Source organism: Belnapia rosea (assembly GCF_900101615.1).
Classification (GTDB): domain Bacteria; phylum Pseudomonadota; class Alphaproteobacteria; order Acetobacterales; family Acetobacteraceae; genus Belnapia; species Belnapia rosea.
Genome location: NZ_FMZX01000003.1, coordinates 262131 through 276112, shown reverse-complemented (window position 1 = coordinate 276112; position 13982 = coordinate 262131). Strand labels below are relative to the sequence as shown.

Annotated in this window: 14 protein-coding genes and 1 tRNA gene; 9 read left to right on the top strand and 6 right to left on the bottom strand. The window is 68.6% G+C overall.

Features of this window, described 5'->3' with window-relative positions; genetic code table 11:
* Nucleotides 1-148 precede the first annotated feature (148 nt).
* The gene (locus BLR02_RS10145; RefSeq protein WP_090569326.1) at nt 149-1177 is read right to left on the bottom strand and encodes an amino acid ABC transporter substrate-binding protein; all 1029 of its coding nucleotides are present in this window, start codon (nt 1175-1177) and stop codon (nt 149-151) included.
* Nucleotides 1178-1756: 579 nt separating this feature from the next.
* Here BLR02_RS10145 and BLR02_RS10140 point away from each other — a divergent pair.
* Nucleotides 1757-2728, top strand: coding sequence for a Bug family tripartite tricarboxylate transporter substrate binding protein (locus BLR02_RS10140; protein ID WP_176849482.1), 972 nt, complete (start codon nt 1757-1759; stop codon nt 2726-2728).
* A gap of 193 nt (nt 2729-2921) precedes the next feature.
* On the opposite strand, the gene BLR02_RS10135 is transcribed toward BLR02_RS10140, so the two are convergent.
* Nucleotides 2922-3500: a YqaA family protein gene (locus BLR02_RS10135; protein ID WP_090569467.1), complete on the bottom strand. Its 579-nt coding sequence runs from the start codon at nt 3498-3500 to the stop codon at nt 2922-2924.
* Between the two features lie 174 nt (nt 3501-3674).
* Between BLR02_RS10135 and BLR02_RS10130 the strand changes: the two genes are divergently transcribed.
* The gene (locus tag BLR02_RS10130) at nt 3675-4910 is read left to right on the top strand and encodes an MFS transporter (RefSeq protein ID WP_245704724.1); all 1236 of its coding nucleotides are present in this window, start codon (nt 3675-3677) and stop codon (nt 4908-4910) included.
* Here BLR02_RS10130 and BLR02_RS10125 read toward each other — a convergent pair.
* Nucleotides 4807-5115 (bottom strand): ArsC/Spx/MgsR family protein, encoded by a 309-nt coding sequence (locus BLR02_RS10125; protein WP_090662892.1) that lies wholly within the window; start codon nt 5113-5115, stop codon nt 4807-4809. The two genes, BLR02_RS10130 and BLR02_RS10125, sit on opposite strands and share 104 nt — an antisense overlap.
* Nucleotides 5116-5412: 297 nt before the next feature.
* Between BLR02_RS10125 and BLR02_RS10120 the strand changes: the two genes are divergently transcribed.
* Entirely contained in the window at nt 5413-5739 is a 327-nt protein-coding gene (locus BLR02_RS10120; protein WP_090662778.1) for a hypothetical protein, read from the top strand.
* Here BLR02_RS10120 and lipB read toward each other — a convergent pair.
* Entirely contained in the window at nt 5736-6383 is a 648-nt protein-coding gene (lipB, locus tag BLR02_RS10115) for a lipoyl(octanoyl) transferase LipB (RefSeq protein WP_090662776.1), read from the bottom strand. The genes BLR02_RS10120 and lipB overlap by 4 nt on opposite strands.
* Before the next feature lie 29 nt (nt 6384-6412).
* Between lipB and BLR02_RS10110 the strand changes: the two genes are divergently transcribed.
* Together BLR02_RS10110 and BLR02_RS10105 are read left to right on the top strand one after the other, a co-directional pair.
* A tRNA-Leu gene (locus BLR02_RS10110) sits at nt 6413-6498 on the top strand.
* A gap of 249 nt (nt 6499-6747) precedes the next feature.
* The gene (locus BLR02_RS10105) at nt 6748-7518 is read left to right on the top strand and encodes an SDR family NAD(P)-dependent oxidoreductase (RefSeq protein WP_090662773.1); all 771 of its coding nucleotides are present in this window, start codon (nt 6748-6750) and stop codon (nt 7516-7518) included.
* Between the two features lie 41 nt (nt 7519-7559).
* Here the strand turns inward: BLR02_RS10105 and glgX are convergent, their stop codons facing one another.
* Both glgX and BLR02_RS10095 read right to left on the bottom strand, forming a co-directional pair.
* Nucleotides 7560-9689 (bottom strand): glycogen debranching protein GlgX, encoded by a 2130-nt coding sequence (gene glgX / locus BLR02_RS10100; protein ID WP_090569309.1) that lies wholly within the window; start codon nt 9687-9689, stop codon nt 7560-7562.
* A 120-nt stretch (nt 9690-9809) separates the two neighbouring features.
* A complete protein-coding gene (locus BLR02_RS10095) occupies nt 9810-10559 on the bottom strand; it encodes a DUF2189 domain-containing protein (RefSeq protein WP_245704723.1) in 750 nt (249 codons plus the stop codon).
* Nucleotides 10560-10738: 179 nt separating this feature from the next.
* On the opposite strand from BLR02_RS10095, the gene ccoN reads away from it, so the two are divergent.
* From ccoN to ccoP, 4 genes are read left to right on the top strand one after another with little or no spacing between them, the layout of a single operon-like run.
* Nucleotides 10739-12202, top strand: a complete 1464-nt coding sequence (gene ccoN, locus BLR02_RS10090) for a cytochrome-c oxidase, cbb3-type subunit I (RefSeq protein ID WP_090662770.1) — start codon at nt 10739-10741, stop codon at nt 12200-12202.
* 14 nt (nt 12203-12216) lie between these two features.
* Entirely contained in the window at nt 12217-12945 is a 729-nt protein-coding gene (gene ccoO / locus BLR02_RS10085) for a cytochrome-c oxidase, cbb3-type subunit II (protein ID WP_090662767.1), read from the top strand.
* A gap of 13 nt (nt 12946-12958) precedes the next feature.
* Nucleotides 12959-13114, top strand: coding sequence for a cbb3-type cytochrome oxidase subunit 3 (locus BLR02_RS28535; RefSeq protein WP_218127903.1), 156 nt, complete (start codon nt 12959-12961; stop codon nt 13112-13114).
* Nucleotides 13115-13125: 11 nt separating this feature from the next.
* Nucleotides 13126-13980, top strand: coding sequence for a cytochrome-c oxidase, cbb3-type subunit III (gene ccoP, locus BLR02_RS10075; protein WP_090569295.1), 855 nt, complete (start codon nt 13126-13128; stop codon nt 13978-13980).
* Nucleotides 13981-13982 lie beyond the last annotated feature (2 nt).

The window sequence follows — 13982 nt, the reverse complement described above, 5'->3', positions numbered from 1 at the left end:
ACTGATTCGCATTTGCGGCAAGAGGTCAGAACGGTTCAGGTTGCAAATTGGTCGGCCGGCGGTGCGCAGGCCCAACAGAAAGGCCTCGCAGCCATGGCTGCGAGGCCCCTCCATCAACCAAATTCGAACGAAAAAGGCGGCTTCGGCGCTACTGCCAGAGCCAGCTCATCAGCATCCCGCCCTCGGTCCAGGGCCGGTTGAGCCCCCGCTCCATGCCAAGTACCCGGCCCGGCCCGCGCTCGAAGACCTCGCCGTAATTGCCGACCTGCCGCACCACCTCAAAGGCCCAGCCCGCCGGCAGGCCCCAGCCCGTGCCGACATTCTCGGTGAGGCCGAGGAAGCGGCGGATCTTCGGGTCCTGGGTGGTCTCCCGCACCTGGGCCACATTGGCCCGCGTCAGCCCCATCTCCTCCGCCTGGATGAGGGCAAAGACCGCCCAGCGGGTCAGCGCCGCCCATTCCGGGTCGCCGTTCCGCACCAGAACCCCATGCGGCTCCTTGAAGACCAGCTCCGGCAACAGGACGAGATCGGCCGGGTTGGGCGAGGCGGTCCGGTTGCCGGAGAGGTTGATCATGTCGTTGCTGATCGCGTCGCACCGCCCCGCCTGGAAGGCGGCGAGGATGGTCGGCGGGGTGTCGAAGGGGATGGTGGTGATGCGGATGTTCTTCTGCCGCGCCCAGTCCGCCAGGTTCCGCTCGATCTCGCTCGCCAGCGTGGCGCAGAAGGTCGCGCCGTCCAGCTGCTCGGCGCGGGTGATGTTCAGGCGTTTATGAACCAGGATGCCCTGGCCGGTGAAGAAATGCGCCACGCTGATGGTAAGGCCGAGCTGGCTGTCCCGCGCGAGCGTCAGCGCCGTGGTGCGCGAGAGCAGGTCCACCTCGCCCGATTGCAGCGCGGTGAAGCGCGTCGCCGTGGTGGTCGGCACGAAGCGTGCCCGCCCCGCATCGCCGAAGACGGCGGTGGCGACGGCACGGCAGATATCGGCATCGAAGCCCTGCCACACGCCATTCGCATCCGGCTGCGACATCCCGGCCAGCCCGGTCGAGACCGCGCAGCGCACTTCGCCGTTGCGGCGCACGGCATCGAGCGTTGGGCCGGCCTGTGCCGCACCGGCCACCCCCAGCAGCAGCGCCATGGGGGTGAAAAGCCTCGTCCAGCCTGCAAGATTGCACCGCATCGCCCGCCTCCGCTCGTTGCGGGGGAAGCATGGCGCGGGGCAATCCCGCCGGCCAGCCGAAAGAGCCCAGCCGAAAGGATTGCCATGCCGATCGGCATCCGCCCGGCCGGGGGCCGGGGGCCGCCCGCCCTGCCTATCCTCTACAGCCACCTGAACCTGGCCGAGGCGCCGCCTCGACCCGCATTTGCGGAGCGGGACTGGCAGGCGATGCTTGGGGCAGCCCGGCCTCACCGGCCTTCTCGCCGGGCAGGAAGGCGAGCCCAAGGCCACCTGCAGCCTGCTCCAGCTGCCCAATCCAGGGCGCGGGACGCGCTCCTACACCCTCATCGAAGAATGTGGAGACCCGCGCCCTGGCGGAGGCTGCGCTCGCCGCGGCCTGGGCCGCCGGTTGCCACAAGGCCAGGTTGGCCAGCGGCTCGCAGCAGGAGGCGACGCTACGCCCCTACGAGAGGGCCGGCTCGCCACGACGGGAAAACCGGAATGGTCGCGCGCCCATCACCGTCGTTGCAAAGGCGCCGCCCCCATGATCCGATCACCCCTGGGACCTGCAGTCATAAGCGGGCATCGGGAGGATCAACCATGCAAAGACGCGCCCTTATCGGCGGCCTGGCCGGGCTGCCGCTCGCCGCCCCCGCCATCACCCGGGCACTGGCCCAGCCCGGCTTCCCCGACCGTCCGCTCTCCATGGTGCTGGCCTTCCCGGCTGGTGGCGGTACGGATGTCGCGGCCCGGCCGCTGGCCCGCATCATGGAGCGCTATCTCGGCCAGCCGATCGTGATCACCAACCGCCCAGGTGCGGCCGGCGAGATCGGCTTCACCGAGCTCGCCCGCAGCAAGCCGGATGGCTACACAATCGGCTTCATCAACACGCCGACCATCGTCACCATCCCGCTCGAGCGGCCGCAGGCCCGCTTTCGGCTGGACGACTTCGCCCCGCTGCTCAATGTCGTCGACGACCCCGGCGCCATCTGGGTACTGCCCGACAGCCCGATCCGCACCGTCGCCGATCTGGTGGCCGAGGCGCGCCGCCGCCCGGGCCAGATCAGCTACGGCACCTCCGGTATCGGGTCCGACGACCATCTGGCGGTGCTGGCGCTGGAGCGGGCGAGCGGCACCAAATTCCTCCATGTCCCCTTCGCGGGCGGCGCCCCCGTCCGCACCGCGACGCTCGGCCGGCAGATCGAGCTGGCGGTGACCAATATCGGCGAGGCGATCGGCGATTTCCGCCAGGGGATGTTCCGGCCGCTCGGCCAGATGGGCACCGCGCGCTGGCCGGTGATGAAGGACGTGCCGACCTTCCGCGAGCAGGGCTTCGACGTGGTCGAGGGCTCCATGCGGGGCCTCGCCGCCCCCGCCGGCCTGCCGCGCCCGGTGCTCGACCGGCTGGCGGATGCCGCCCGCCGTGCCGCGGAGGACCCGGAATGGCAGGCCATCGCCACCCAGCTCGCCCTGCCGCTCCGCCTGCTCGGGCCGGATGAGTACCGGGGAGAGTTGGTGGCGATGCAGGCGCAGTACGAGAAGCTTTGGGCCGCGCATCCCTGGCGGGACTGAGGCCTGCCCGTGGACGCGGCGCGGCTTTGCTCCCGCGTGCTCGAGGGCACGGTGCGGGGTCAGCTCCGCGGGGCGATTTCGCTCGTCTGGGAGAAGGCGGGCCTGGTCTGCGGGATGGAGCGAACTGCCGCTCGGCCGCTCTCCGCCGGGGCGGCCGGCGCCACCTGGGTGACGCCAGCGACCGGACCGGAACTTACAGGAATTTCAGCGCGACGAAGCCCAGCACGATGCCCGCCGCCGCCCCGGTGGTCACCAGGGTCAGCCGCCGCTCGATGAAGTCGCGGATCGGCGGCCCGTAGCGCCGCAGCAGGAAGGCCAGCAGGAAGAAGCGCGCCCCGCGCGTGACGATGCTGGCCAGCACGAAGATGAAGAAGTTGAACTGGGCCGCGCCCGAGGCGATGGTGACGATCTTGTAGGGGATCGGTGTCAGCCCCTTGATGAGGATCACCAGCGCGCCCCAGCGGTCATACCACCCCTGGAAGGTGTCCATCGCATCGGCATGGCCATAGGCGCGCAGCACCGGCTCCGCCAGCGCATCGAACAGCCAGAAGCCGATCGCATAGCCGAGGATGCCGCCCAGCACCGAGGCGACGGTGCAGATCGCCGCATAGCGATAGGCCAGATCCGGCCGGGCGATGCACATGGGGATGAGCATGGCGTCGGGTGGTATGGGGAAGAAGCTGCTCTCGGCGAAGCTGACCCCGGCCAGGTAGGTCGGGGCGCGGCGATGGCCGGCCAATGCCAGGACGCGATCATAGAGGGCTCGCAGCATCATCCATTCCCAGGCGGTTCGGCGCCGCCTTCGCACCTTCACGGCAATGGTGCAATGCACAGCAACGCGGCCCCGCCCCACAAGCATGTGGGCCTGCCCTTCCCATGCGTCCCACGCGGTTGTCGCAGTGGGGGTTGCGATGCTCTCATGGCTCGAATTCGAGAGGATCTGCCCATGCCCATATCGACCAGGATGTCGGTCGCCGTGCTGCTGACCTGCGGCGTCGTGACGGCGGCCCTGGCGATGGGCCTGCGCCAGAGCCTCGGCCTCTTCCTGGCGCCGATGACGGCGGCCCAGGGCTGGAGCGCCAGCGGCTTCGCCTTCGCCATCGCCCTGCAGGTGCTCTGCAATGGCATCACCCAGCCGATCTGGGGCCAGGTGGCGGACCGCATCGGCGGCCGGCGGGTGGTGATGATCGGGGCCGTGCTGCAGGCGGTGGCGCTCGCCGGCATGGCGCTGTCGGAGAGCCTGTTCTGGTTCACCGTCTTCGCCGGCGTGGTCATGGGCTGCGCGGTCTCGGCTGCCGGCATGCCGGTCATCATGGCCAGCCTGACCCGCCTGCTGCCGGAGAGGATGCGCGGCCGTGCCACCGGGCTCGGCACCGCCGGTTCCTCCTTCGGTCAGTTCCTGGTGGTGCCGCTGGTCGCCTTCGGGCTGCACGGCGCCGGCTGGCAATGGGCGCTCTTCGCCATCGCCGCCGTCTCGCTGCTGATGATCCCGCTCGCCCTGCCGCTGAACGACCAGGTGGCGCAGCCGGCACCCGGCGCCCCGGCCGAGGAGAAGGCGGGTGCCGCCCTCAGCCGCGCGTTGCGCGACCCGACCTTCTGGTTTCTCTCCTTCGGCTTCTTCGTCTGCGGCCTGCATGTGAGCTTCATGGCCGTCCACCTGCCGGGCTTCGTTGCCAGCTGCCACCTGCCGCTCGGCGTCGGCGCGGCGGCCATCAGCCTGATCGGCCTGTTCAACGTCGCCGGCTCGCTCACCGCTGGCGAGCTCTCCAGCAAGTGGAAGCGGCGGGAGCTGCTGGTGATCATCTATGCCGCGCGCGGCGTGCTGATCGGCGGCTTCATGCTGGTGGAGAAGACCACCGTCAGCGTGCTGGTCTTCTCGGCCATCATGGGGCTGCTCTGGCTCTCCACCGTGCCGCCAACCGTCGCGCTCTGCGCCCGGAATTTCGGCACGCGCTGGCTGGCGACGATCTTCGGCCTGGTCTTCCTCGGCCATCAGGTGGGCGGCTTCACCGGCGCCTGGCTGGGTGGCGTGGTCTTCGACCGGACCGGCAGCTACGACACCATGTGGCTGATCGCCGTCATCGCCGCCTTCGCCGGCGCCGGCGTCTCGGCCCTGTGCCGCGACGGCGCCCCGGCCCCGATGGCGCCGGCCCGGCCGATCGGGCGAGTGGCGGAGGCCTGAGGCTAAGCCTCGGCCAGGGGAGGTCCCGCACCGTCTCCGCAGGCCGGCAGAGCCGCGCGCCGCGCGGCGTGAGCACGCTCGGCCGGTTGATCAGGATCGGATGCACCATCATGGCATCCAGCCGCTGGTCGCCGGTGAGGGAGGCATCGCCGAGGCCCCGTGCCTCATAAGGTGTGCCCTTGTCCCGCCGCACCGGGTCGCCCATGCGGTTGATGACGACCGGCTCCACCCGCTCACGCGGATCAGATAGGCGGGGCTATAATAGAGCGTGACGCTCATGCGCGGCGTCCCTGGGCCGGGGCCAGATAGGGCAGGCGCGTCATGCCCGGTCCTTTCGCTGCGGGGCGCAGCCCTCCGGGCCCGCCATCCTTCATGCCGCCCGATCCGGCCACCGCGATCAAGCCCCTTGGCGCGGCCAAGGCATTGTCTTTTGCCCCCTCCCAGCAACCGACCACCGGCTTTATGGCGTTCCCCTGGCCTCGGGAGCGGCAGGGGAGAGAGGATGCGGTCATCCGATGCGGCGAAGCTGGCGCGGATCCTGGGCCTGCTCGGCTCCGACCAGGCCGGCGAGCGCGCGGCCGCCGGCATGGCTGCCCACCGCCTCGTCACCCGCCTCGGCCTCCGCTGGGAGGACATCCTCGGTCCGCCGCCCAAATCGCCACCGCCACCCGCCTCGCCCTCGCATGACGCCCTGGCGGCGGCCCAGTCGCGCCTCCGCCAGTCGATCCGCGAGAATGCCGATCTGCGCCGGCAGATCACCCGCCTGCAGCGCCGGCTGGAGGTGTTGCACCAGCGCCAGCCACCGCCCATGGCCGATGCGGAGGATTAGCCGAAGACCTCCCCCCAGCTCGCCATCAGCGCCGCATCCACCTCCTCCATCGTCGCCGTGATGCCGAGCCGGTGCAGGCTCGTCACCCCATGCTGGCTGATCCCGCAAGGGACGATGCCGCCGAAATGGGAGAGGTCCGGGTCGACATTCACCGCGACGCCATGCCAGCTCACCCAACGCGTCACCCGCACGCCGATGGCGGCGATCTTGTCCTCGGTGCCCCGCGCCCGGTCCTCTACCCAGATGCCGACGCGGCCGTCCCGCCGCTCGCCCCTGACATTGAACCGCCAGAGGGCCCGGATGAGCCACTCCTCCAGATGATGGACATAGGCCCGCACATCCCGCCCTCGCCGGGTGAGGTCGAGCATCACATAGGCCGTGCGCTGTCCGGGCCCGTGATAGGTCCACTGCCCGCCACGCCCGGCCCGGAACACCGGAAAGCGGGGGTCGACCAGCCCCTCCGGCGTCGCCGAAGTGCCGGCGGTGTAGGTTGGCGGGTGCTCCACCAGCCATACCAGCTCCTCCGCCGTCCCGGCGCGGATCGCCGCCACCCGCTCCTCCATCCGGGCGAGGGCCGTTTCATAGGGAGTGAAACCTTCTGCGACCTCCCAATGCGGAAGCCCTGTTGATACCGGCGCGTTCATCGTCTATACGCCCCGCCTCGCCCCGGTTTGCGGTCGTGGCGGAATGGTAGACGCGCCAGCTTGAGGTGCTGGTGGGGGAAACCCCGTGGAAGTTCGAATCTTCTCGACCGCACCATCTTCTCCGACATCCTGTTCCGGACCTGGTCCTGTGGCTGGACAGGCCCCTGGGCCGTAGTCCGCTTGGCGAGCACCGCCCGGGTGGCCGCTCCTCTGCATGTCCTACATCTAGGGCGAGTGGCATGCCGCTCAAAGCGGCCTGCACGCTGCCGCACCACGCCCCGCCGGCATGCCGCAGCCGAAATCGCCCCTTGTTCATCCTGACCAGGCAGCCGTGCCGCGTTCCGGCCCTCAGGAGGGCCACAGCATGCAGCTACAGGACAAGATCGTCATCATCACCGGCGCCGATAGCGGGATCGGTCAGGCCTCGGCCGAGGCCTTTGCGCAAGCCGGCGCCGATGTCGCCATCTCATACCACTCCGACGCCGAGGGCGCGGCGGAGACCCGCCGGCGCGTCGAGCAGGCCGGGCGCCGTGCCCATGTTGCACAGGTGGATGTCGGGAATCCGGCCTCGGTCCAGGCCCTGTTCGACGGCACGGTCCAGGCGCTCGGCACGCCCGATATCCTCTTCGCCAATGCGGGGACCGGCATGAGCGGCATGCCGGTGGCCGAGATGGAGGATGCCAAGCTCGAGCAGGTGCTGCGGACCGACCTGATGGGCCCGCTCTTCTGCGCCAGGGCCTTTATCCGGCTACGGCGTGGCGCGGGCGGCGGCGGGCGGATCGTCTTCACCGGCTCGGTCGCCGGCCATCTGCCGACGCCGGGCAGCGCGCCCTACGGCATGGCCAAGGCCGGGTTGAATTCGCTGGTGCGCAGCCTCTCGGTCGAGGTGGCGGGGGACCGGATCAATGTGAACGCCATCGCCCCTGGCCTGATCGAGACGCCGATGACCCAGAAGCGGATGGATGACCCGAAGGCCCGCGAGCAGAGCATGCAGGCGATCCCCTGGCGCCGCCCAGGCCGGCCTGAGGAGATCGCCGGCCTCGCGGTCTTCCTTGCCTCGGACGCTGCGGATTACGTCACCGGCCAGACCTGGGTGATGGATGGCGGCCTGACGATGAATTGGGGCGGGGCCTAAGGCTGCCCGGGGCGGAGCTCGACGTTCCGCCCCGACGCGCCTCAGGCCTTCTCCGCCTCCATGACGAAGAGCAGGACGGAACGGCCGGTGACGCCATAGGCGTCGCCGAAGCCGAAGACCTCCTCCTTGCCCTCGGGCTGGTTGGTGTCGATCAGCCGCTTCCAGCCGCGCCCGCCCGGGCTCGGCGGCAGGGTGAACTCCACCAGGTCGTGGTAGGAGTTGAGGATCAGCAGCAGCGTCGCATCCTGGCCACGCTGCTTGATGCCGGTCGTCTGCGCCCGCCCGTCGAGCAGCATGCCGAAGCAGAGCGTATTCTCGTCCGCCCAATCGGTGTCCTGCATCTCGGAGCCGTTGGCATTGATCCAGGTGACGTCCTTGACGTCGAGCTCCTCGTTGTAGGTCCCCGACAGGAAGCGGCTCCGCCGCAGCATCGGGTAGGTCCGCCGCAGCGCCGTCAGGCGCTGGACGAAGCTCACCAAGGCCTGGCCTTCCTCGCCAATGTCCCAGTTCAGCCAGCCAATCTCGTTGTCCTGGCAATAGGCATTGTTGTTGCCGCCCTGGCTGCGGGCGAATTCATCGCCCGCCAGCAGCATCGGCGTGCCCTGCGAGAGCAGCAGCGTCGCCAGCATGTTGCGCATCTGCCGCTGGCGCAGCTCGTTGATGGCCGGATCGTCGGTCTCGCCCTCGGCGCCGCAATTCCAGGACCGGTTGTGCGAGTGGCCGTCCCGGTTGTCCTCGCCATTCGCCTCGTTGTGCTTCTCGTTGTAGGTGACCGTGTCCTTCAGCGTGAAGCCGTCATGGGCGGTGATGAAGTTGAAGCAGGCCCAGGGGCGGCGGCCCTGATGGGCGAACATGTCGGCCGAGGCGCAGAGCCGGGGCGCCAGCGCCGCGGCGGAGGCCTCGCCGCGCCAGTAGTCGCGCACCGTATCGCGGTAGCGGTCGTTCCACTCCGCCCAGCCCGGCGGGAAGCCGCCGACCTGGTAGCCGCCGGGGCCGCAATCCCAGGGCTCGGCGATGAGCTTCACGGTGTTCAGCACCGGGTCCTGGCTGCAGGCCTTGAGGAAGCCGCTCTGGTTGTCGAAGCCGTTGGGCTCGCGCGCCAGGATGGTGCCGAGGTCGAAGCGGAAGCCGTCGATATGCGTCTCCTGCACCCAGTAGCGCAGGCTGTCCGTCACCATCTGGATGACCCGCGGGTGGGACAGGTTGACCGTGTTTCCGGTGCCGGTGTCGTTGATGTAGTAGCGCGGGTTGTCCGGCATCAGCCGGTAGTAGCTGGCGTTGTCGATGCCCTTGAAGGACAGGGTGGCACCGCGCTCATTGCCTTCCGCCGTGTGGTTGTACACCACGTCGAGGATGACCTCGAGGCCGGCATCGTGGAAGCGGGCGACCATCTCCTTGAACTCGCGCAGCGTCTGCTCGCGTTCCCAGGCATAGCGGGGATCGGGGGCGAAGAAACCGATGCTGTTGTAGCCCCAGTAATTCCGCAGGCCCTTATCCTGCAGATAGTCGTCATCGATGAAGCTGTGGATCGGCAACAGCTCGACCGAGGTGACGCCGAGTGCCTTGATATGCGCCAGCACCTCCTTGGTGAAGCCGGCATAGGTACCGCGCAGCTTCTCCGGCACCTTGGGGTGCAGCTTGGTGAAACCCTTCACATGGGTCTCGTAGACGACCGTCCGGTCCCACGGGACGGGGAGGCGGTTCGCCTCGCCATGCCAGTTGAAATCCGGGTCCACCACCACGCATTTCGGCATGAAGCGGGCGCTGTCGCGCTCGTCGAAGGAGAGATCCTCATCCGCATGGCCGATGGTGTAGCCGAACAGCGCCGGATTCCATGTCAGCTCGCCAGTATGGCCGCGGGCATAGGGGTCGAGCAGTAGCTTGTTCGGGTTGAAGCGGTGGCCCGCATCGGGCGCATAGGGGCCGTGGACGCGATAGCCATAGACCTGTCCCGGGCCAAGATCCGGCAGCCAGCCATGGAAGATCTGGTCGGTGTATTCGGGCAGTTCGATGCGCTCGAGCTCGGTTTTGCCGAGCGGATCGAACAGGCAGACCTCGACCTTGGTGGCATTGGCCGAGAAGAGGGAGAAGTTGACCCCCTTGCCATCCCAACTGGCGCCCCTCGGATGCGGCAGGCCTTCGCGGATGCGGCCTTTGAGAACAGCAGCCACCGAGTCATTCTCCCACTGACGTGAATTGCGGTGAAGCAACGGACGACGCAGGGCCCGGTTCCATCGCGAACCGGGCACGGCGCCGCACAAACCTCATTCACGCAGGGGCTGGGCGCACCGTCAGCGGACGGCCAGATCCCGGTAGGCATGCCAGGTCGCGTGCCCGATCAGCGGCAGCACCACGACGAGGCCGAGGAAGAAGGGCACCAGCGCCAGTCCAGTGAAAAGCACGATCAGCCCGGCCCAGAGCGCCATGGCCTGGCGGTTCTCCATCACCGCCTGGATGCTGATCGTCGCCGCCTCGAGCCAGGAGATGTCGCGGTCCACCAGCATCGGCAGGGAGACGGCAGCCAGCGCGAAGCTGCCTGCGGCGAGCAGGAAGCCGAAGCCCGTGCCGACCACGAGGAAGGGCACCAGCATCTCCGATTGCAACATCGCAAAGGGGAGCTGGGCCAGGGAGGGCAGCGCCACTCCTCCAAAGAACAAGGCGAAGAGCAGCCCGGCAACGCGGATCCAGAACAGGTGGATCAGCAGCAGCAGCGCCCCCATCATGGCGATCTGCGGCCCCGGCCGGCGGAAGGCCTGCATAGCATCCTGCAGCGTGGTTGCCTGGCCCAGCTCCGACCTGCGCGACACCTCATAGAGCGGCACGGCCAGCAGCGGGGCGAGGATGAAGAAGCCCGCCGTCGCCGGCAGGATCGCCCATTGCGTCCCCGCCTCGAACAGGAGCCATGACAACACCCAGCCGAACAGGGTGAGCGCGGCGCCGAGGCTGAGGCTGATCGCCCGGTGCGCCATCATGTCGCGCCAGCCGAGGGTGAGCCACACCCATGGCCGGTCGCTCGCCACCCGGCGTACGCGGCTTCTCATGGGCGCATCAAGAGCTTCGCTCGGCATGCGTCAATTCCTCACGGCATGTCATCCAAGGCTTAAGCGGCTTTCGGCCAGGGCGCCTTGATCCGGATCAAGGACGCGCGAGCAGGGAAAGGCGAGGTTGCCCCCTTAGCCGGGGACCCCCTCGACCGCCCCCCGGCCCGGAGATGATTTGCATGGCAGCCCTTGCCGCCCTGACGCCGCCAGCGCCCGAGGCCGATGTGGAGGCGCCGATCCGTGCCTTCGCCATCGCCACGGTGTTCTGGGGCATTGCGGGCTTCCTCGTCGGCGTGGTGATCGCCGCGCAGCTCGCCTTCCCGCTGCTCAACCTCGACCTGGAATGGACCACCTTCGGGCGGCTCCGCCCGCTGCACACCAGCGCGGTGATCTTCGCCTTTGGCGGCAATGCGCTGATCGGCACCAGCCTCTACATCGTCCAGCGCACCTGCCGCGCCCGGCTTTTCGGCGGCGAGGAGATGGGCTGGTTCCTGTTCTGGGGCTACCAGTTCTTCATCGTGACGGCCGCCGTCGGCTACCTGCTCGGGGTCACCCAGGGCAAGGAGTATGCCGAGCCCGAGTGGTATGTGGACCTCTGGCTGACGCTGGTCTGGGTCATCTACCTGGTCGCCTTCGGCGGCACGATCCTGAAGCGGCGCGAGCCCCACATCTATGTGGCGAACTGGTTCCTGCTCGCCTTCATCATCACCGTCGCCATGCTGCACATCGTCAACAACCTGGCGCTGCCGGTGGGCGATGGCATCGGCAAGTCCTACGGCGTCGCCTCGGGCGTGCAGGACGCGATGATCCAGTGGTGGTACGGCCACAACGCGGTGGGCTTCTTCCTGACCGCCGGCTTCCTCGGCATGATGTACTACTTCATCCCGAAGCAGGCGGACCGACCGGTCTATTCCTACCGGCTCTCCATCGTGCACTTCTGGTCGCTGATCTTCCTCTATATCTGGGCTGGCCCGCACCACCTGCACTACACCGCGCTGCCGGACTGGGCGCAGACGCTGGGGATGGTGTTCTCGATCATGCTGTGGATGCCCTCCTGGGGCGGCATGATCAACGGGCTGATGACCCTCTCGGGTGCCTGGGACAAGCTGCGCACCGACCCGGGCCTGCGCTTCTCGGTGACCGCCGTCGGCTTCTACGCCATGGCCACCTTCGAGGGGCCGGTGATGTCCATCCGCGCGGTGAACAGCCTCTCGCACTACACCGACTGGACCATCGGCCATGTCCATAGCGGCGCGCTGGGCTGGAACGGCTTCATCATCTTCGGTGCGCTCTACTGGCTGATCCCGGTGCTGTGGAACAAGAAGCTCTACTCGGAGCGCCTGGTCTCCTGGCACTTCTGGGTCGCGACCCTCGGCATCGTCCTCTACATCACCGCGATGTGGGTCAGCGGCATCATGCAGGGCCTGATGTGGCGCGCCTATGACGAGCTCGGCTTCCTGCAATACGCCTTCGTCGAGACCGTCGCCGCCATGCATCCCTACTACGTCATCCGCATGCTGGGCGGCCTGCTCTACCTGAGTGGCGCACTCATCATGGCCTACAACATCTTCCGCACGGTGACGGCGAAGGAGGAGGCGCTGCCTGCCGCCCTCCCCGAAGCCCTGCCGATGGCTGCCGAGTAAGGAGAGGCATAGCCATGAAGCGCTTTACCCACGCCCTGATCGAGAAGAACCTCATCATCCTGGGCGTCCTCACCCTGCTGACGGTTGCCATCGGCGGCCTGGTGCAGATCGTGCCGCTCTTCCTCGTCGAGACCACGATCGAGCGCGTGCAGGGCATCCGTCCCTACACGCCGCTCGAGCTGATGGGCCGCAACATCTATGTCCGCGAGGGCTGCTATCTCTGCCACAGCCAGATGGTGCGCCCCTTCCGCGACGAGGCGGAGCGCTACGGCCATTACAGCCTGGCGGCCGAGAGCATGTACGACCATCCCTTCCAGTGGGGTAGCAAGCGCACTGGGCCCGACCTTGCCCGCGTCGGCGGCCGCTACTCGGATGATTGGCATGCCGCCCATCTGCGCAGCCCGCGGGCACTGGTGCCGGCCTCGGTGATGCCGCCCTACGCCTTCCTCGACCGGCCGATCGAGGCCGAGGAGATCAAGGCCCATCTCCGCGCCCAGCGCGCGGTCGGCGTGCCCTATACCGAGGAGATGATCGCCGAGGCGGCGAACGACCTCGCCGCCCAGGCGACGCCCGAGGCCGATGCCGCCGGCTTCGTCCGCCGCTATCCCAATGCCCGCCAGGCCGCCTTCGACGCCAACCCGCGCGTGGTGACGGAGATGGATGCGCTCGTCGCCTATCTGCAGATGCTCGGCACCCTTGTCCGCTTCTCGGACGTGGCGCCCGACCAGCTGCGTCAGCCCTGAGGAGCGCCGCTCGATGGATATGCAGCGCCTGCATGAGATCCTCTCCACCGTCTGGGTGGTCTGGTTCGTCCTGCTCTTCACCGGGATCCTGGCCTGGGTGCTGCGCCCGGGCAGCCGCGAGGCTGCCAACCAGCACGCCACCATCCCGCTCCGCGACAGTCAGCCCTGAAGGCCACGACCATGGCACGCAAGCCAGAGACCGATGCCGCCACCGGCGTCGCCACAACCGGCCATGAATGGGACGGCATCCGGGAACTCGACAACCCGATGCCCTCCTGGTGGCTCTATACCTTCTATGCCAGCATCGCCTTCGCGCTGATCTGGATGGTGTTCTACCCGGCCCTCCCCTTCGTGCGCGGCCTGCTTGGCAACACCGCGCGCGGCGATCTCGCTGCGGTGATGGCGACCGAGCAGGCGAAGGCCGCGCCGATGCTGGCCCGGCTGCGCGCCGCGACGCCGGAGGCGATCTCCGCCGACCCCGAGCTGCGCGCCTATGCGCTGGCCGGCGGCCGCATTGCCTTCGCCAATAGCTGTGCCGGCTGCCATGGCGCCGGCGGCCAGGGTGCGCCGGGCGGCTTCCCGAGCCTCGCCGATGACGACTGGCTTTATGGCGGCAGCTTCGAGGATATCCGCACCACGATCCGCCATGGTGTCCGCAACGGCGAGGATGCCGAGGCGCGGGGCACCGCCATGCCGGCCTTCCTCCAGGCCGGCCTCAACATGGCGCAGATCAGCGACCTCGCCGACCACGTCCTCTCGCTGGCCAGTACCGGCCCGGCCAATCCTGCGGGTGCCGCGCTCTTCACCGACAACTGCGCCGCCTGCCATGGCGACCGCGGCGAGGGCAACCGCGCCGTCGGCGCGCCGCGGCTGAACGACCGCATCTGGCTTTATGGCGGCGACAAACCCTCCGTCATGCGCAGCATCGCCTATTCCCGCGCCGGCGTGATGCCCGCCTGGGAGGGCCGGTTGGATGCGGCGGTCATCAACATGCTCACCGTCTACGTCCACGCGCTCGGCGGTGGGGAGCAGTAGGG

Coding starts and splice junctions, on each gene's coding strand:
- BLR02_RS10135 (WP_090569467.1), bottom strand. CDS start 3,500: ATGCTGCGAGCCCTCTATGATCGCGTCCTGGCATTGGCCGGCCATCGC.
- BLR02_RS28535 (WP_218127903.1), top strand. CDS start 12,959: ATGGATATGCAGCGCCTGCATGAGATCCTCTCCACCGTCTGGGTGGTC.
- BLR02_RS10125 (WP_090662892.1), bottom strand. CDS start 5,115: ATGGGCGACCCGGTGCGGCGGGACAAGGGCACACCTTATGAGGCACGG.
- BLR02_RS10120 (WP_090662778.1), top strand. CDS start 5,413: ATGCGGTCATCCGATGCGGCGAAGCTGGCGCGGATCCTGGGCCTGCTC.
- BLR02_RS10145 (WP_090569326.1), bottom strand. CDS start 1,177: ATGCGGTGCAATCTTGCAGGCTGGACGAGGCTTTTCACCCCCATGGCG.
- BLR02_RS10140 (WP_176849482.1), top strand. CDS start 1,757: ATGCAAAGACGCGCCCTTATCGGCGGCCTGGCCGGGCTGCCGCTCGCC.
- ccoO (WP_090662767.1), top strand. CDS start 12,217: ATGAAGCGCTTTACCCACGCCCTGATCGAGAAGAACCTCATCATCCTG.
- ccoP (WP_090569295.1), top strand. CDS start 13,126: ATGGCACGCAAGCCAGAGACCGATGCCGCCACCGGCGTCGCCACAACC.
- ccoN (WP_090662770.1), top strand. CDS start 10,739: ATGGCAGCCCTTGCCGCCCTGACGCCGCCAGCGCCCGAGGCCGATGTG.
- BLR02_RS10130 (WP_245704724.1), top strand. CDS start 3,675: ATGCCCATATCGACCAGGATGTCGGTCGCCGTGCTGCTGACCTGCGGC.
- BLR02_RS10095 (WP_245704723.1), bottom strand. CDS start 10,559: ATGAGAAGCCGCGTACGCCGGGTGGCGAGCGACCGGCCATGGGTGTGG.
- lipB (WP_090662776.1), bottom strand. CDS start 6,383: ATGAACGCGCCGGTATCAACAGGGCTTCCGCATTGGGAGGTCGCAGAA.
- BLR02_RS10105 (WP_090662773.1), top strand. CDS start 6,748: ATGCAGCTACAGGACAAGATCGTCATCATCACCGGCGCCGATAGCGGG.